At 67.9% G+C, this 18,158-nt stretch carries 15 protein-coding genes; 10 read left to right on the forward strand and 5 right to left on the reverse strand.

What is annotated here, in order from left to right; all coding sequences use genetic code 11:
- Positions 1 to 37 precede the first annotated feature (37 nt).
- Together H6726_09845 and H6726_09850 are read left to right on the forward strand one after the other, a co-directional pair.
- Entirely contained in the window at positions 38 to 724 is a 687-nt protein-coding gene (locus H6726_09845) for a hypothetical protein (GenBank protein MCB9657937.1), read from the forward strand.
- A gap of 32 nt (positions 725 to 756) precedes the next feature.
- Positions 757 to 903, forward strand: a complete 147-nt coding sequence (locus H6726_09850; protein ID MCB9657938.1) for a hypothetical protein — start codon at positions 757 to 759, stop codon at positions 901 to 903.
- A 93-nt stretch (positions 904 to 996) separates the two neighbouring features.
- Here the strand turns inward: H6726_09850 and H6726_09855 are convergent, their stop codons facing one another.
- Positions 997 to 3,363 (reverse strand): protein kinase, encoded by a 2,367-nt coding sequence (locus H6726_09855; GenBank protein MCB9657939.1) that lies wholly within the window; start codon positions 3,361 to 3,363, stop codon positions 997 to 999.
- 106 nt (positions 3,364 to 3,469) lie between these two features.
- On the reverse strand, positions 3,470 to 4,891 hold the full coding sequence (locus H6726_09860) for an SLC13/DASS family transporter (protein ID MCB9657940.1): 1,422 nt from the start codon (positions 4,889 to 4,891) through the stop codon (positions 3,470 to 3,472).
- 430 nt (positions 4,892 to 5,321) lie between these two features.
- On the opposite strand from H6726_09860, the gene H6726_09865 reads away from it, so the two are divergent.
- Positions 5,322 to 6,986, forward strand: coding sequence for a hypothetical protein (locus H6726_09865; GenBank protein ID MCB9657941.1), 1,665 nt, complete (start codon positions 5,322 to 5,324; stop codon positions 6,984 to 6,986).
- 218 nt (positions 6,987 to 7,204) lie between these two features.
- On the opposite strand, the gene H6726_09870 is transcribed toward H6726_09865, so the two are convergent.
- Genes H6726_09870 through H6726_09880 form a run of 3 tightly spaced genes read right to left on the reverse strand, consistent with a single transcriptional unit; the run spans position 7,205 to position 11,581 of the window.
- Positions 7,205 to 8,443 carry a hypothetical protein gene (locus H6726_09870; protein ID MCB9657942.1) on the reverse strand — a complete coding sequence of 413 codons (1,239 nt, stop codon included), beginning with the start codon at positions 8,441 to 8,443 and terminating at the stop codon, positions 7,205 to 7,207.
- A gap of 29 nt (positions 8,444 to 8,472) precedes the next feature.
- The gene (locus H6726_09875) at positions 8,473 to 9,672 is read right to left on the reverse strand and encodes a radical SAM protein (protein ID MCB9657943.1); all 1,200 of its coding nucleotides are present in this window, start codon (positions 9,670 to 9,672) and stop codon (positions 8,473 to 8,475) included.
- A 55-nt stretch (positions 9,673 to 9,727) separates the two neighbouring features.
- Positions 9,728 to 11,581: a radical SAM protein gene (locus tag H6726_09880; protein ID MCB9657944.1), complete on the reverse strand. Its 1,854-nt coding sequence runs from the start codon at positions 11,579 to 11,581 to the stop codon at positions 9,728 to 9,730.
- 232 nt (positions 11,582 to 11,813) lie between these two features.
- On the opposite strand from H6726_09880, the gene H6726_09885 reads away from it, so the two are divergent.
- From H6726_09885 to H6726_09915, 7 genes are all read left to right on the forward strand, one after another.
- Positions 11,814 to 12,323, forward strand: coding sequence for a hypothetical protein (locus tag H6726_09885; protein ID MCB9657945.1), 510 nt, complete (start codon positions 11,814 to 11,816; stop codon positions 12,321 to 12,323).
- The gene (gene hxsD, locus H6726_09890) at positions 12,320 to 12,763 is read left to right on the forward strand and encodes a His-Xaa-Ser system protein HxsD (protein MCB9657946.1); all 444 of its coding nucleotides are present in this window, start codon (positions 12,320 to 12,322) and stop codon (positions 12,761 to 12,763) included. The genes H6726_09885 and hxsD overlap by 4 nt, the downstream gene beginning before the upstream one ends.
- Complete coding sequence (locus tag H6726_09895) at positions 12,753 to 12,992, forward strand: hypothetical protein (GenBank protein MCB9657947.1); 240 nt, start codon at positions 12,753 to 12,755, stop codon at positions 12,990 to 12,992. Before hxsD ends, H6726_09895 begins: the two co-directional genes overlap by 11 nt.
- A gap of 10 nt (positions 12,993 to 13,002) precedes the next feature.
- Positions 13,003 to 14,505: a His-Xaa-Ser system radical SAM maturase HxsB gene (gene hxsB, locus H6726_09900; protein MCB9657948.1), complete on the forward strand. Its 1,503-nt coding sequence runs from the start codon at positions 13,003 to 13,005 to the stop codon at positions 14,503 to 14,505.
- A gap of 349 nt (positions 14,506 to 14,854) precedes the next feature.
- A complete protein-coding gene (locus tag H6726_09905; GenBank protein ID MCB9657949.1) occupies positions 14,855 to 15,829 on the forward strand; it encodes a radical SAM protein in 975 nt (324 codons plus the stop codon).
- Between the two features lie 8 nt (positions 15,830 to 15,837).
- Positions 15,838 to 16,854: a radical SAM protein gene (locus H6726_09910; protein ID MCB9657950.1), complete on the forward strand. Its 1,017-nt coding sequence runs from the start codon at positions 15,838 to 15,840 to the stop codon at positions 16,852 to 16,854.
- Positions 16,851 to 18,038: a radical SAM protein gene (locus H6726_09915; protein MCB9657951.1), complete on the forward strand. Its 1,188-nt coding sequence runs from the start codon at positions 16,851 to 16,853 to the stop codon at positions 18,036 to 18,038. Before H6726_09910 ends, H6726_09915 begins: the two co-directional genes overlap by 4 nt.
- Positions 18,039 to 18,158 lie beyond the last annotated feature (120 nt).

Consider the following 18,158-nt stretch of genomic DNA (forward strand, 5'->3'; position numbering starts at 1 on the left):
TTCCCCTCGACTCCCCGTTTTCACTATCATCCTCCGCATGGTCGACACCCAGGCTGCCCTCGACGCCGCGCGGAGCTACCTCCGCACCCATCCAGAAGAACTCGGCCGCGCCGTGAAGAGCGCGCTCGGACTGCGCGTGGGGGTCCCCATCGTCGCGCTACGTTGGCTCGTGAAGCAGGCCGAGAAGGAGGGGAAGCTCGAGGACATCAAGCTCGACGCCGTCCCCCCCGGGCTGCAGTTCGGGGCCAGCGTGGACCTCATGCAGACGCCCATCCGAGCCTCCGCCACGCTCTACATCGACAAGGTCACCTTCTCGGACGAAGAGCTGACGGTGGCACTGCGTGTCGAGAACATCTCACTCAAGGTCACGGGGCCCAGTAAGTCGCCGGTCGGCGCGCTCATCCAGAGCGGGGCGCTCGACCTGTCCAATCCGGGGACGCTGCTGGCCTACATGCCCGAACGCCCGCCTGTCATCGCCGAGGCCAACGGGAACCGCCTCGTGATCGATCTCATGCGGGACCCCAAGCTGGGCAAGAACCCGCTGGTGCGTCGCGGGGTGGCGATCCTCACGTCGTTCGTGACGCTGCACTCGGTCGAGACGGACCCGGGGCACGTGGACGTCGCGTTCCGCGCGCTCCCCACGGGCATCCGTGGGGCGGTCACCTCCGTCCGTCGCAACCTGGTGCTCCCTGCCTTTGGGCGCCTGCTGCCGCGAGGCCGCTGACCGTGGCCCGCTGCCGGGAGTGCGGGGAGGACGTGGATGAGCTGGTCGCGGTCAAGGTCGACGGCAAGACCCGCAAGGTGTGCGAGGAGTGCGTCGACCGCCTGCGCGAAGAGCACGAGATCGCCGAGATGAGCGAGGGGGTCGTGCAGGGCATGATGGGCTTCAAGGGGCGGCGCTGAGCGCACCTCGCGCGGCCTACACGGGTCTCCGCACGTGACACGCCGTCCACGCCCGCAGGACGCCCCCGTCGCGAGCAGACGTCGTACGCTCGTTCACGCCGCTGGCGGGGGCGCTTGTTGGGGGATGACCCCCGGGTCGCGCACCTGCGATGGTGCGGGGCTCGGCGGGGGCTCGGGGACGGGCTCCTGCACGGCCTCGTCACGCGACGTTGGACGCGTGGCTCGGCGCAGCGCGCGCAGCTCCTCTTCGGCGGTCCGGCGCGCCTGCTCCGCTTCATCGCGTTCACTCGCGAGGCGCACCTGTTCGCGTTGGAGGCGCGCGACGCTCGCCGCGAGTGCCTCGGCGCGCACCCTCTCTGCCGCGACGAGGTCGGCGTTGGTGTCCGCCCGAGCGCGCGCCTCGGCCTCGGCGGCGCGACTGTCCCGCAGCGAGCGCCGCGTGTCCTCGTGGGCGACCTGTTGCGTCTGCAGCTCTTGCCGTCGTTCGTCCAGGCGCTGCCCCAGCGTGCCGACCTGGGCCTGCGCTGCCTGCAGCTCGCGCTCCAGGTTCGCCACGCGCTCCCGTCGCTCACCCAGCGCGCTCGTCAGCGCCGCCGCCTGGTTCGAGAGTTCGTCGACCGTGCCGCTCAGGGCCGCCACACGTGCTTCGCTCGTGGTGAGGCGGTGGCTGTTCGCCGCGAGGCTGGCCTGTAGCTCTTGGCGCGTGAACGCGCCCTCTTGCACCCGCCCACGCAGCTGCTCGACGTGCGCTTCGGTCTCCACCAGGCTGCCGCGCAACGACTCCGCGGTGCGCTCGGCCTGCTGCACTGCCATGGCTCGGCTGAGCTCGCGCTGCTGGACGTGTTGATACGTCAGGCCAGCGGCCAGGGTCACCATCAGCGTCAGCGGGAGGGCCACCGCCAGCGCCCTACGACGTCGGGCGCGTCGGCGCTCGGGCAGCGTCAGGATGGACAGCTCCTCGGCCAGCTCGGCGGCCGTCGGGCGCTCGTCGGGGTCGAACGCCATCCAGCGACGCAGCGACGCGTCGAGGAAGTGCAGCTGCGGGTTGCGCGGCAGCTCGGGCACGTCACGGGCGCGTGCCTCGATGAACGTCTCGACGGCGTTCGCGGGGATGTCCTCTTGGGTGCTGGGCTCGAGCGCGTTCCGCAGCGCGAGCGCCAGGGCGAACACGTCGGCGGCGTGCCCCACGGGTGGCTTGTCGGGCACGGAGGCGAACTGACACGCCACCTCGGGCGCGAAGTAGTTCGGCGTACCCGCGAAGATCATCTCCGCGTCCTCCGCCGCGACGCCCAAGTCCAGTAGGACAGGGAGGGGGTCCGTGTCCCCGGGCAGGTTGGCGAGGAAGATGTTCTCCGGCTTGATGTCCTGATGCCGGATACCCCGAGCGTGCATGGACGCCAGGGCGCGGGCGAGCGGCTCGAAGATGGCGCGCGCCTCCTGTCGCGTCAGGGGGTCACGCTCGATGCGGTCCTCGAGCGTCTCCCCCTCGTACCAGGGCATCACGAACCATAGGCGCCCTTCGTGCCATCCGTGATCCTTGAACTGCACCACGGACGGGTGGAACACGGACGCGATCAGCCGCAGCTCGCGCAGCGCGCGCTCCCGTTCTTCCTCCGAGGGCGACGGCTGGTGCAACAGCTTCAGCGCGACGACATGACCGCGCACCTCCGTGTCTCGGGCCCGGTAGACGTCCCCGAACGCGCCGCTCCCCACGCGCGCCTCGATCGCGTAGCGCCCCGCGATCACGCGGCCGGTCATCGACCGCGGTGGGCCGCCGAGCGCTGCGGCATCGACGGTCGGGGCGGCGATCCCGTCAGCGCCCGTGGGCTCGTCGGGCAATTCCAGCGCGAACGCGTGGAGCAACAGCGTCTCGAGCCCCGTGTGCCGCAGGCTGGCGCTCGCGACGCGCGCCCGTGCGAGCTGTGTGGCGGAGGCCAGACGCAGCTCGACCTCCTGCAGCGGGAGCGCGAGCACGGCCGCGATCTCGAGTGGCTGTAGCTCTCTGGCGTAGTGCAGCTCCAGCAGCTCCGCGTCTTCGCGCGGGAGCGCTCGCAACGCGCCGAGCGTGTGCGCCTGCTCGGGGTCTCCCGAGCGGAACGGCATGCGCTCCACCGTGGGGTGCTCGAAGCCCTCTGCCGCCAGCTCGTCTGCCGCGCGTCGCGCCAGGCGATACAGCTGCGCGCGGATGCCGGGCGGCGCCAGCAACTCCTCACTACGCGCTGCGGCGACGAGCGCCCGTACCCGCGTCATCACCCGACGACCGGCGTGCTCGCTGCGCAGCCTGAGGGTGACGTATTGACGCACCGCGCCCGCATAGTGCTGCACCGCGCGGCCGTGGAGGACGTCGACCACCGTCTGCTGACGTCGCGTGGCGATGGACTCGGCTGCGCGCTTCAGCACGGCGGACGGGGCGTGGGGACGCTCGGCGCGAGCGACCAGCGGGATGGGCTGAGTAGACACGGCGTCTCAGTGTCAGTTCATGTGTGCCTGTTGTCTACATTTCCGCCGAGGGGCATGGTGCCTCCCCTCTCTCGGATCCGCGCCGGCACGCTGTGACACGAGACGGCTAGCCGTCGGCGCCCAGCGCCAGACGCAGCCACGCGACGATCACCAGAGCGCAGATGACGTTCAGGACCAGGCCCACGCGCATCATCGTCGTCTGACGGACCGCCCCGGTCGCGAACACCACGGCGTTGGGGCCCGTGGCGATGGGAAGCATGAAGGCGCAGCTGGCTGCGAGCCCGACCGCCATGGCGGGTGGCACGGGTGATACGTCGAGCTGCGTGGCGGCGGCAATCACGAGGGGAACCACGATGTTCGCGGCCGCAGTGTTCGAGCACGTCTCCGTGAAGAACACGGTGAATACGGCGGCGCAGGCGGTCAGCGTCCATAGGTCTTGGACCCCGGTCAGGACCAAGAAGCGTTCGCTGAGCGCGCGCGCCAGGCCCGTCTCGATCATCTGCGTTCCGAGCGCGATACCTCCGCCGAACAGCAAGATGAGGCCCCACTCGATGCGCGTCGCGTCTTCCCACGGCAGCACGGGCTGGCCTTGGTCGTCCTTGGACGCGAAGAGGGGCAACGACGCGAGCACCGCCACCACCCCACCCGGCAACGCGCGCGCCACCTCCGCGTGCCCCGGGAGCTCCGCTGCCCGCATCACGCCCGGGAGAATCCACCCGACCGCAGCCAGGACGAAGCTCACCGCGGTCACTCGTTCGGCGCGAGACCACGGCACGTTGGGTGTCGGGCTGGGTGCGGTCTGCGCGGTCGCGGGCAGCTGCAGTGCCAGCACGCCATACACCGCTGCGGCCAGGACGAGCGCCATGGGCAGGCCCAGCGCCAGCCACTCGAGGAACCCGAAGTGCGTGCCTTCGCTCGTCAGCAGCCGCGCGGTGATCAGGTTCGGGGGGCTCCCGACCAGCGTGCCCAGGCCTCCGATCGAACTCGCGTAGGCCACCGCGAGCAGGCTCCCCTCCGAGCTGCGCGAGGCCCCTCGGGGTTCATTCGCTCCAGCCCCGAGGAGGATCGGGACGAGGATTGCTGCCGACGCCGTGTTGCTGACCCACATCGAGAGCACCACGGCCGCGCACACGAAGCCCAGGCGCACACGGGCGGCGCTGCCCTGCACCCATCGCGCCCGCACGATGCCACCTGCGATACGGAGGTCCAAGCCGTGGCGTGTCATGGCGTGTGCGATGAAGAAGCCGCCCACGAACAAGAACAACAACGGATCCGCGAACGACGCGAAGGCGGTCACCTGGTCCGTGATGCCCAACAAGACCAGCCCCGCCGGGATGAGCAGCGCAGTCACAGCGATGGGCAGCGCCTCGCTGACCCACAACACGATCACCGCCAGGAACAGCGCCAGCAGCCGGTGTGCCCGCGCTTCCAGTGATAGAGGGAGCAGCAGGACGAGCACGAACGCTCCAGCCGCGAAGGCAGCGGCGAAGACACCGCGGCGCGGCGGTTTCAGCGAAAGAGCGTTCATGGTTTCGCAGCTCGACCAATCGGAATATCGTTTGTCCAGAGCGGGAGCGGCATGATACCGTGCCGACTGCGTATTGCTTCGCCGAGGTGGTCATGAGAGTCAATCCGATGCGTACTTCCCTTGCCCTGCTGGGCCTCCTGTGCTTGACGATGTTCGTCAGCGCGTGCGCCACGGGCAAAGGCCCCGAGTCAGACGGGGGGACCACGGACCTCGGGAACACCGACATGGGGACCTTGGACATGGGGCCGGCGGACCAGGGCATGCCCCAGATCTGCGAGGCGTGCTTCGATACCAGCGCGTGCCAGACGGACTTCGAGTGCCAGACGATCGACGACGCGACGGGTCAGCGCGCGTGCCTCCCCACCTGCGGACGCACCGAGTTCGACTCGTGTCCCGTGGCTGGGCGTGTGTCGGGCCCGAGGGCTCAGGGGTGTGTTTCCCCGCACGTGGTTGCTGCACCATCGGCCGTGAGGGCCGGGCCTGCGAAGGCCGCGGCGAGTGCGGCGCGGGCGAGATCGAGTGCGACGAGAACGGCGGTGCGCGTTGCTCCACGGAGCCCGGCGGCAGCGCAGACGAGAGCGTCGCGGAGCTGTGCAACGGCCTCGACGACGACTGCGACGGCGAGATCGACGAGGACTTCCTGGTCGGCGACCCCTGCGACGGAACCGGTGCGTGCGGCGCGGGTACGATCCAGTGCAACAGCATGGACGCGACCATGATGACCGCCGTGTGCTCCACCGAGCCCGGCGGCTCCCAGAACCAGGCGCTGCCCAACGACGCGCTCTGCAACGGCATCGACGACGACTGCGATGGTCAGACGGACGAGGACCGTGGCGTGGGCATGGTGTGCGATGGCGCGGGGCTCTGCGGCGAAGGGTTCCTGGAGTGTGCGAGCCTGAACACCACGCGTTGCTCCACCGACCCCGGTGGCAGCGCGAACATGGGCGGCAACCAGGACCCCTGCGACCAGCAGGACAACGACTGCGACGGCAACACGGACGAGGGCTTCAACACGGGCGTCGCATGTCCCGGCATCGGCGCCTGCGGCGCGGGCTTGGTCGAGTGCGCCACCACCACCAGCACGCGCTGCTCGACGCACCCAGGCGGGTCTCAGTTCACGGGCGCCGCCAACGACATGAGCTGCAACGGCGTGGATGATGACTGCGACACACGTGTGGACGAGGACCTCGGGGTCGGACAGCCCTGTGACCCGCCGGGCGTTTGCGGTCCGGGCGTGTTCGAGTGCGCCAGCATGAGCGGGACGCGTTGCTCGACGGGTCCCGGGGGCTCGAACTCGGGCGTCCAGACCGAGGTGTGCAACGGCGTCAACGACGACTGCGATGGCGCCACGGACGAGGGCTTCAACGTCGGTGGAGCGTGCACTGCGCCTGGCCAGTGCGGTCCGGGCGTCTTCGAGTGCAATGGCAGTGGTGGCACCCGCTGCTCGAGCGGCCCAGGGGGCTCCAACTCGCAGGTCCAGCCCGAGGTCTGCAACGGCCTGGACGACGACTGTGCGAACGGAATCGACAACGGCGCTGCCTCGGTGCTCTGTCCGACGTCCGTCTCCAACACCAGCTCGACCGTCTGCAACGGCGTTGCGGGCTGCGCCATCATGAACTGCAACCCGAACTTCTTCGATGCGGACGGCGTCTACTCGAACGGCTGCGAGTGCAACGACACCGAGGCCGGCTCAGACGCCAGCTGCACGGCGAGCACGTTCGACGCCGACCTGGCGCTGAACCAGGTGGCCATGTTGACGGGCGTCATCTCGACGGGCTCGGACGACGATTGGTACCGCGTCCGGGCGACGGGCGGCGTGACGAGCGGCGTTGACATCACCTTCGGTAGCAACCCTGGAAGCGCTCTCCGTTTCGAAGTCGACCAGGACGGCTGCACGGTGAACCCGAGCTGCGGCTCTGGCACCAACCTCACGCAGCTCACCCGCAACAACTGCGGCGCGAACCTCACGGGGACCGTGTCGTGCAACAACACCGGCTCGCACGAATACTACATCCGCGTCCACCGCGCGTCGGGCAGCTCGGCGACTTGTGTGCCCTACACGATCGTGGTGCGCGCGGCCTCGACGAACCCCTGAGTGCGCGGTGGGGCCCTCGCGCTAGCAGCCCGCTGGAGCAGCCCGCTTTTCATCGCGCCGGCAACCGAGGCTCCCTCGCCGTACGGTGAGGGAGCGGAACCTCGATGGTTCTGCGACCGAAGGGGGCGGCAGGTGGGCCTGGGGCTGCCAGCGTGTGGAAGGGAGCGTTCGAGAACGGGCCGCTAGCGTTCGTGCTAGCGGGGCGGGACCATCGGGTGCTACGCGAGCTGGGTGGGGAGCACGGGTGCAGCGAGGACACATGCGTCCTGCAGGCGCCCCAGCGCCCCACGGAGTCGCGCGCCCGTGTCGGTCCACTGTCCGAGCCGATAGAGGGTCCGCAGACCATCCGCGTTGGACGCGAGGACGGCTTCGCGGCGCGCGGCGAATGGCTCCGTTCGGGAGAGGGGGTGGTCGGCCTCGGCGAGGCCGCGGTGCAGCGCCGCGACGGGCACGAACGCGTGGACAGCGAGCAACACGCCCATCAGCGGCCGCAGGTCGTCCCGCACCGGTGAGGTCGTCCACTCGGACCGCCCGTTGAGCAGCACCACATCCTGCCACAGCAGGGCGTTGAGCTTCCCGTGCTGTGTCTCGTGCACGATCGCCTCGGCCAACGTCAGCACATCGGGATGGAGCGTCATGTAGATCAGCCCAGGCGCCTCGGTGTACGACGCCGACAAGTGCCGCTCGGGGTGGAAGCCCACGGGCACGACGCGTCGCAACGTGTGTTGCAGCTCGGCGAAGTGGGCAGGGAGACCGACCTCGATGAGCTCGAGCGCCGCGTCGAGCGCGTCGCACCACTCCGTGACGTCTCGTCCAGCCAGGTCCGTGGCGTTTCCGTGCTTGGACGGGTGCTCTTCGAGCGACCAGAGTGGATTCGTGTCATGGACGCAGAGGTGTCCACGCCGCAGCGGTGCGTGGCGTTCCCCCGGTGCCGGGCCCTCCGCGAGCTGCGGCAAAGTCGTCCAGCCGGCGCCGAGGTCCACGCGCAGCCCTTCGGAGTCCAGGCGGAGGGCGCGGACCCCAGCTGCCCGTAGTGGGCCGAGGGGATGCGTGAGGGTCGTGAGTGGATCGCCCAGCACGCGGTAGTGCAGGGCGGCCGCGGGGCGCACGCCAGCGCCGTCGAGGCCGACCAGCAGCGCTGGCACGGCGACGTCCAAGCACTCGTCCATCGGGTGAGCGCCGCTCGCCGCGCTCAACAGCGACGGCAGGACGTCTGGCGTCCCGATGACCGCCAAGAGTCGCTCCCCATCGGACTGGATGAGCGGCTCGAGTCCCTCACGCAGACGCACCAGCACGCGCCGGGCCGACTCGCTGACGTGCGCGCGAGGGGGCCGCAGCAGCGCGCGTAGCGCGTAGAGCCGCGTCTTGCGCAGGACGCGCAGCACCTCACGGGTGTCCGACGCATCGCGAGGGACGAGTAGGAATGGATCATCGGTCACAGACGGCGTGCTGCTCATGGGGGATCGCGGTGGGGAGGCGTGGCTCGCTAGTCGATGACGGGGAGCTGCGTCCGGACGTGCTCGACGGCGACACCTGTGCGCGCCGCCTTCTTCTCGGCGGCTCGCAGGCCTCGTTCGTACGCCCGCACGCTCTCCTCGGTGACCACGCCGACCGGCGGGCCTTCGGGGCGCATGTACGGCGGCGGCATGTCGTCGTTGGGGTCCGGCTTGGGGAGAGCCCGCAGCTCGGCCAGCCGCGCTTCGAAGTCAGCCTCCCACGCGGCGTAGTCACGCAATGTGTAGCTCGGGTCGCTCGGGTCGGTGATGACCTGCTCGACGATGGGTCGCAGCGGGATGTCGAGCGCGTGGAGTTCTGCCGGGTCGTAGGCCTCGCCCCGCTCGAACAGACCACCGCAGATGTTGCGCACCGAGCACTCGTGGCAGGTGGGCGCATAGACGTGTTCGAAGCTCTGCTGCCGGACGGTCTGTTTGGCGTCCAGGAAGTGCACCAGGCGCTCCTCGCCCTTCACGATCTTGCGGGTCTCCGTGCTGGCCCAGCCGAACTCCGGCATGAAGCACAGCGGGACGCGCTCGACGCGGAACGTTCGACCACTCAAGTGCAGTAGGCGCAGCGCGCGGTACAGCGACCCGCGCAGATCCGCCATGCGGTGGAGGAAGCGGTCTTGGTTCACCTCGGCGCGACCCATCGACGGGTCCAGGTTGTTCCAGACGAAGTGCCTGACGCCAGGGTGATGGCGCACGATGTACGCGATGTTCTCGTCGAGGTGATCCGCGTTGAGCTTGTTGATGACGCAGTTGACGTTCACCGGGACGCCGTTTCGGATGGCCTGCTCGATGGCGCCGAAGGCCTTTTCCAGCGTCCCAGGCATCCCGCGCAGCGCCTCTTCCACGGCAGGGCGGACCGAGTAGATGGAGACGTGCACGAGGTCCAGGCCGGCGTCTGCGATGCGCGCCGCGAAGTCGGGGTCGGCCATGCGTGACCCATTGGTGATCATGCGGACGTGCAGACCTCGCGACTTGGCGTAGCGCACGACCGACGGCAGCTCGGGGTGGAGCGAAGGCTCACCACCGGTCAACACGACGCCGTAGTATTCGCGCTGCACGAGATCGTCCACCAGGGCCCGCAGCGACTCCTCGGTGTGCACGTACGCGGAGGTCGGGTTGCTGCAGAAGCCGCAGAAGTGGTTGCAGTGCCGGACCACTTGGACGTAGCCGATGTTCGCCATCAACTCGAGAGCTTATCAGGGCGTGGCCTGGTTCGCAGCGGTGAGTGGGCGCGGATCACGCGGGGGCGACCAACCCACGGCGGCGCTGCTTCTTCAACAGCTGCTCTTCCGCGATGACCGCCAGTGGATCGCGCGGTGCGCCTTCTGGGGCGGCGAAGCCCGGGAGGCTCGGGGCGGCCGGGAGCGGTGGGGCCCCCTTCGCGAGTCGCGCCGGAGGCTCCGGGTAGCGGCGCAGGGCGTGCTCCTCCGCGCGTGAGGCCAGCACGCCTTCGCGCAGCGGGCGAAGCGACTTGAGCCCGGCATGACGCAGGTGATTGATGTGCGCACCGTCACAGCGTGACTCGATGCGGCAGTCACGACAGCGTAGCGACTTGGCGCTGTAGCGCTCCTCCACGTGGTACCGAGCGAGCCGGCGGATCCCGAGGCGACCCGTGTCGGCGTCGAAGAGGTCGGCGCGCAGCAGCAGCGGCGGGTCCGTTACGCGCAAGCCAGGAGCGAGGCACGCGGGGAGCCCGCTGATCGTGAGCTCACCCGCAGCTGCCGACAGCGTCTCCGTGAACCCGTGGAGGTCGACGATGTCGTTCGCGCGCGCCGCGGTCATGTGCTCGTAAGACGGCTGATGCAGATGGACCCGCCTCGCGTTGCGCCCGAGCGCCTCGGCCTGCGTGAGGAGCGCGTCACGCAGAGCTTCACGTAGCTCGATCACCACGCGCACCGGCGAGCTCGCGGTGTCGTCGGTCACCCACGCGGCGACCTGCGCTGGCGTCGTGGCGACCAGCGTCACCGGGACGCCGAGCCCTTCCCAGGTGGCGAGCGGCTCCGCACTCGTCGTGCGCACGTACAGGCCGGCGCCTGGCACGGTGAGGGCACGCGCGGCCTCGGCATCCGTGACCTCGACCCCGAGCGCCGTGCATCCGAAGGGCAGGGTTTGGGGCGCTTCGTCTGCGCCGACCCACCAGACGTCCCACGCCTCGTCGAGCTGACGTTGCACCACTTCGTCCATGGTGTTGCACATGGGCTCGATGAAGCAGTGCTGGCACCGCTCCGGATCCCTGCAGTCGAGGGGCTTGCCCGCGTCCAGATAGCCCCGCACCTGAAAGCGCCGCCCGTTGATCTCGTCCAGCATCTTGTGGGGATCCTGGATGAGGTCCTCGAGTCCCTCGAGGAACGGCACGGGGAAGCGGTTCGTCCACACGACGAAGCGCGGGTGGCGGTTGAGGCGGAACACCTTGTGGAGGGTCGGGAGGTGCTCGATGGGATCGTAGAACAGGACGTCCCGGTGCTCGAACGCGGCCGCCTGCGGAATGACGTGCAGCAGGTCGAACTCGGTCACGCCGAGCTGGATGCACAGCTCGACCAACTTGTCGAGATCACCCACGTTCTGTTTGTTGATGCACACATCGACGTTCACCACGGGCCGTCCGTCGCGCACCGACGCTGCGATCGCCTTGGTGATCCGCCGAAACGCGCCCTTGGTCTGCGTCAGGTGGTCGTGGAGCTGGGCCGTGTGGCCGTGGATGGAGTACGTGATCTCGCCGAGACCGGCGCTCAGGGACGCCTCGAGATAGCCTGGATCGGCGAAGCGATAGCCATTCGTGACGGTCTGGACGCGCTCGTAGCCAATCTCCTTCGCGTATGAAACGAAGTCGATGAACTGGGGGTGGAGGCTGGCCTCGCCGCCCGAGATGATGACCTTCTCGGCCCCCAGCTGCTCACGACCCCGCAGCAATTCCGCTCGCACCTCCTCTACAGGGAGGAAGACGTTGCGCGGGGTGTCCATGTCGAGACAGAAGAGGCACCTGCTGTTGCAGGCAGTCACGGCCCGCACCCAGTGCTTGGGACGGTTGGCCACCTTCTCCCGGTTCTGCATGTCTTCGGCGCGGGTCTTCGCGGGGGTCTGGGAGAGCATCGCCGCCAGCGTAGCAATAACGGTCCATCGCTGTCCAAGGGTCACGGACCGAGCGCGCGAGCCCCATCCACCCGTATGGTTCGCCTTCACAGCTGTGCAAACTCTGGAAAAGGACTTGCGGCGGTCCCGCTGACCACGGTATCGTTGAGTTCTCATTCGCTGCTCTCGTGGCCGCGTGTGTAGGTCTAGCTACAGGATTGAGAGGTCGACGATGACGACTCGGCGAGATTGGATGACTCAAACTGGCGTGGCTGCGGTTGGTGCCGCGGTCGGCCTGCGACTTCTCAGCGGTCAAGACGCGGCGCCCCATGGCTCTGCGACCGCCGCGGCGGGTGCGGCGCGCACGTCCGGCGCCACCGCTGGAGCGGTCGCTCCTGCGCCGTGGGCGCTGGTCGCGCCCCTGCAGGCGGGGTCGTCGATCGGCAACGGGTGGCGCATCAAGAGCCTGTCCGAGGTGCGCCTGGGTGCATCCACGCTCCGCGTCGAGCACGCCACGGGCGCTGAGTGCGACGTGCACATCTGCCTGCGTCGCGGCGCGGCGATCGGCGTCGCCGCCAGCCGTCACTTCGACTTCGTGCTCATGAACGCTGCCGACGGTGGCGTCCAGACGAACGAGGCGTTGGGGGTGTCCCTGCTCGCGTTGGCGCGCCGCGCCGAGGCGCAGGAGGCGCAGGTCTCCCGCGCGGGCTTCATGCGACATGATGCGCGGATTGCGCAGTACGGATGGGATCAGATCACGTGACAGAAGCTTCGGCCAGCGAGACCACTGCTCAGTTTGAGTTCGAAACGGGGCCTCGCGAAATTCGCTTTGAAATCGACGAGACTATTTATCCGCCCGACGCCGTCTTCGGCAGCGCCTACCTGTTCATCGATCGTTGCTTCGTCTTCCTGACCCGGCCCGGCGACATGCGCATCGGCGTTCGGCTGCGCACGCGCGGCGACGCGTCCGAGGACCAGCTGGTGGGTCTGGCGGGGGAGTTCGCAAACGAGCTCCTCAATCAGGTCCTCCGGCACCGAATCGGGGTCTCCACCGCGCGGATCCGCGAATACTACATGGCGCGTGCCTTCCACTCCTCGGGCCAGAGCACCCTCGACAGCTTGCTGGCCGAGCTGGACGACGAGGAGCTCGCCGAGGACAACCTCGAGGTCGAGGTCCCGTGGGAGAAGGCCGATGCCTCTTGAGGCCGAACTGACGTTCTCCACGGATCTCTACGTACGCTCCGCCATCGACGCCTCGGCCGAGGCGTTCGCCGCCCTCGCGGACGTCACGGTCGATGCCCCCGAGGGCGCCGCCGCCATTGTCGTCCGCTTCGCCAATGTACGTGAGGACGTCGAGGACGCCATCGCGGACGAGTTCTGCAACCACGCGCTCGCCGGAACCATCGAGCATCGGCGCCTCGCCGAAGTCTGACCCTCCTTTCATGCGCCACACTCTCTCACTTCCCGTCGTCCAGTCGAACCCCAGCGCTCTCGCCTATTTCCGTTTTGGCGAGGTCGCCGGGCGCATGTTGCTCACCAACGACGCGGGTCAATGGCACTTCCTCTCGAAGGACGACTTCTCGCTCTTCGTCGGCGGCGCGCTGCCGGTTGGCCACGCCGACTACGAGGCGCTCGTCGAGAAGGGGTTCGTCCGCGATGGCATGAACATCGAGGCGCTCGCTCAGCGAGTCGGCCGCAAGAAGCAGTTCGTGGGTGTCGGGCCTCATCTCCACATCTGCATCACGACGCTGCGCTGCAATCAGAGCTGCCAGTACTGTCACGCCTCCCGCACCGACATGCACGAGGTCGAGACCGACATGACACTCGAGACGGCCAAGCAGGTCGTGGACCAGGCCATGCAGAGCTCGTCGAAGTACATCAACTTCGAATTCCAAGGCGGCGAGCCGACGGTCAACATGCCCGTCATCAAGTTCATCGTCGAGTACAGCCGCGAGAAGAACAAGTACGAGAACAAGATCCTCGATCATGCCCTGGTCACGAACATGACCTACATGAACGAGGAGAACGCCGAGTGGCTCATCGACAACGGTGTGCTCATCTGCACCAGCCTGGACGGCCCGGAAGAGGTGCATAACCACAACCGCCGCTGGAAGTCGGAGAACAACGCGTACGAGAACGTGATCCGCTGGATGGACTACTTCAACCAGCGCTACATCGAGAAGGGGCTCGACCCCAACGTGTTCCACGTGGACGCGCTCATGACGACCACGCGCAAGTCGATCGAGCACTGGAAGGAGATCGTCGACCTGTACGTCGAGCGCGGGCTGCGCTCGATCCACCTGCGACCTCTCAACCCCTACGGCTTTGCGGTGGGGACGTGGAAGGCCATCGGCTACACGTCGGAGGAGTACCTCGACTTCTACGCCCGGACGCTCGACTACATCATCGAGCTGAACAAGCAGGGCGTCGAGATCTGCGAGGGCACGGCCTCCACCTTCCTCATGAAGATGATGACGCCGGACGACCCGAACTTCGTCGACATCCGGTCGCCGTGTGGCGCCGGTACGGGGCAGGTCGCGTACAACTACGATGGCAAGATCTTCACGTGCGACGAAGGTCGCATGGTGTCCGCGATGGGCAGCGATCTCTTCCAGATCGGGACCCTCGGTGAAACCAGCTACGTGGAGATGCTCCAGCACCCAACCGTCAAGGCGATGGCGGTGGCCTCCTTGCAGGACACGCTCCCCAGCTGTGACACCTGCTGGAACAAGCCGTTCTGCGGAGTGTGCCCCATGCACAACTACATGCAGAGTGGCGACCTCTTCGGTCAGCGTCCGCGCTCGCCAAAGTGCAAAGAGCACTATACAATCTCTTCGTTGCTCTTCGAGAAGCTGGTCAACGACAAGGATGGCCAGATCGAGAAAATTCTCCGACGTTGGACGATGCGGCGTCCACGTGAGGATGCCCAATCGTGCAGAGTCTGAGGTGAGCCATGGCTGAGAATCCAGAGAACAAGAACGACAAGCGTCAACTCCCCCTGACACGGTCCGAGACGGCACCTCAGCGTGGCCGTGGTCTGGCCTCGTCGAGCCCGTTTCCTTCCGCGAAGCGGGATCCAGCGGCCTTCCTCCAGCCACGTGAGTGGGCCAGCGCTTCCGCGCCGGCGCGCGACGCCGACCTGCTCCTCGAGGCGGACCGTCTGATGGACGACCCCGCCAACGAGGGTCTGCTCCTCGCTCAGCACTGCAGCCACGCGTCGCACGGATCACACGGCTCGCACGGTTCGCATGGCTCTCACGGCTCGCACGGCTCGCACGGCTCGCACGGACAGTGGTGAGCAGCCTGGTGCTCACGGTCACCCGTGAGTGCAACCTCCGCTGCAGCTACTGTCCTACCGCGAAAGATGGTTGGCCGTCGCTCTCGGCATTGGACGCCGAGGCGGCGGTCGACTTGTTCGTGCGACGCTTCGGTGGCGGAGACATCAAGCTGTTCGGCGGAGAGCCACTGCTCGTTCCGCAGGTCGTCCGCGCCGCGATGGAGGCGGCGCGCGTCCGCCCAGAGGTACGTCGCGTCTACCTGTCCACAAACGGGCTCGGGCTCGACGACGAGTGGCTGGACTATCTGCGCGCGTACCCGAAGGGTGTCCTAACCATCAGCATGGACGGCCTGCCCGACGACCATCGCCGGCTGAGACGCGCGCTCCCGCAAGCAGGAGACAGCTACGACCACGTCGTCGGCCTGCTCCCGAAGCTGCGCGCTGTCCCGCGCGTCGTCGTCACTCAGACGATCGCCCCGGCGACCGCCAAGCGCGCCCACCAGAACTTCCGACACTTGCGAGATCTGGGGTTCTGGCGCTTCAACTTCCTCCCGGGCTACTACATCCCCTGGAAGGAGGAGCAGCTGGTGCAGCTGCGCGCTGCATTCGACGCCATCGCGTCCGACGTCCGCGGAACGTGGGCGGACGGGGGTTCCCTCTACGTCCGCAATCTCTTCACGTATGTCCCTACCACCTTCTTCAACAGCGGGTTGGTGGTCGACTCGGATCGCACCATCCATCCATCGAACGTGGGCCTGAGCGGAGCTCTCGAAGGTCTCCTCGAGCAGACTCGTCTCGGCTCATTGGACGACCCACCGACCCCCGAGGCTCTCGCCGAGAAGGGCGCCGAGGTCAATGCGCTGCTCGAGCGGGCCCTTCCAGCGGGCGTCATGGAGGCCACCCGACGCGCCGATCACGAGTTGTCACGCTTCTGTCGGGGCCTGTATCCTTCCTACCTGACGCAGCGCGCGAGCAAGCGTCGCGTCGCCTGAGCTCCCGCATGACCTCCCTGCCCGTGCTTTCCGCCGTTCCTACCCGTCACGCCAGCGACTCGCTCGCCGAGCTGCACGAGACTCCGTGGATCGGCCCCAACGGCAAGCCCACGGAGTGGCTCGAGCTGCATCTCACGTACACCTGCCCAGAGCGCTGTGTGTTCTGCTCGGAAGAGCACCGCATGCAGCGCTACAAGCAGTTCCCCGTGACGTGGGGGCGCGTCGCCACCGTGCTGCGCCAAAACGCGGAGCGAGGGGTCAAGCGCGTCCACCTCACAGGGGGGGAGCCGACGATCCACCCAGACTTCGTCCGCACGCTGCAGCTCGCCAAGAAGCTCGGGATGCGGACGTCGGTGGGCACGATCGGCACCATGCTCGCGCGCCCCGACTTCGCGGACCGCGCCGTGCCCTTCCTGGACGAGGCCCTCTTCTCCATCCACGGCCCGGACGCGCAGACACACGACGCGATGACCCGGAGAGAGGGGAGCTTCGAGCGCGTGACAGGCGCGTTGGCGCAAGCACGGCGCGTCAACCCGGACTTCAACGCGTACGTGAACAGCGTCATCACGCAGCTCAACGTGGAGCGGTTGCCCGAGACGGTCCGCATGGCACGCGACCACGGGGCCAAGCTACTGGTCGTCTCGAACCTCACGCCAGAGGGGCTCGGCTTCGACGACTACGAGCGGCTCACGGTGCGGCTCGAGCAGCTGGCGGAGATCCTGCCCCGCATCCCCGACGTCGCTGGCGACATGACGGTGCGCTTCTTCGGGGTGCCGATGTGCCTCTTGGGACCCCATCGCATGCTGTCCAACGATCTCCACTGGGACCCGCGCGTCACCGTGGAGTGGGGCGACGAGCCCGGCAAGGTGGCGTTCAAGGGCTTCTACAACTGGACGCCCGACCGCAAGCGCGTGCACGCTCCAGAGTGCTCTGGCTGCGCGTGGAACACCGTCTGCATGGGAGTCTACGATCGCTACGCCGAGTGCTTCTCGACGGCGGTCCTTCGTCCGGAGCGTGTGTCATGAGCTCGGCGCCCGTCTACGTCCCCCAGCCGCGCGAGGGAAATCAGCCCGTCAGCCCGTTTCGCGACCCTCGGCGCAACGTCGAGATCAACATCGGCAAGACGTGCAACAACAAGTGCGTGTTCTGCTTGGACGGCATGCCCACCAAGGAGGACAAGGCGTTCATGCCCTTCGAGGACATGCTGGCGGAGCTCGACCGCTACCGTGCGGAGGGGCACTTGTCCGTCGGATTCCTGGGAGGTGAGCCCACCACGTATCCGTGGATCGTCGAGTCGGTCGCGCACGCCCATCGCATCGGGTTCACGCGCATCGCGCTGGCGACGAACGCGATGATGCTGCGACGTGAAGCGTTCCTCGACAAGCTCATCGACGCTGGGCTGACCCGCACGACCATCTCGATGCACGGCCACACGGCCGCCCTCGAAGACAAGCTCACGATGGTGCCCGGCGGTTTCGAGAAGAAGTGCACCGCCATCCGGAACCTCCTCGCCCGCAAGGCGCAGGGGCACCTCGCCGATGGGGTTTCGGTGAACATCGTCCTCAACGGCTGGAACTACCGTGTCCTCCCGAAGATGATGAAGTTCTTCTTCGACACGATGAAGCTCGACGATCTCCGGGTGAACTTCGTCCGCCCGGAGGGCTACGCCGAAGGCAACCCCGACCTCACGCCGACCTACTCCGACGTCGTTCCGGTGCTGACGAAGGCCGTCCTCCTGAACGAGTTCCACTTCAAGAAGACCTTCACGTTCGGCGGCGTCCCGATGTGCGTGCTCCCCGAGGAGCTCCTGCGCAGCCGTCGGCTGCTCACCAAGTACTGCGGGGATGTCTATCGCGACCTCAGCACGGATTGCTCCGTGCGCGCCGACGGGGGCGGAACGGACAACGCAGCGCGTCGCGAGGGCGTGTCCGCCATCGAACACGGGCGCGCGCGCTTCAACTGGCAAGATCGCAAGCGCGCCGACCTCAAGCACCAGGCCCCCAGCTGTGAGCGCTGCTCCATGCGCGACGTCTGCGAAGGTGTTTGGGGCGGCTACACGGACATCTACGGCTTCTCCGAGTTCGCCCCGCTCGAGTGGGAGAGTGGCGCGATGGTCCGCGGCGCACCGCGCCCTGCAGCGGCCCCCGAAGGGACAGCGCTCGCTCCAAAGAAGCGCTTCGCGAGGCGGTTGACGGTCCTCCCGGGCTGAGCCGCGCGGCCAGAGGTCGTTCGTCGCGGATACCAGCTGTGGTCCCACGTCTCGTTCCGCGGTCGGCGACTGCGACGGCGCGGACTTCCCGGAGCGGGATTGGGCTGGCCTCCACAGCGT

Source organism: Sandaracinaceae bacterium (genome assembly GCA_020633055.1).
Lineage (GTDB): Bacteria > Myxococcota_A > Polyangia > Polyangiales > Houyiibacteriaceae > JADJJE01.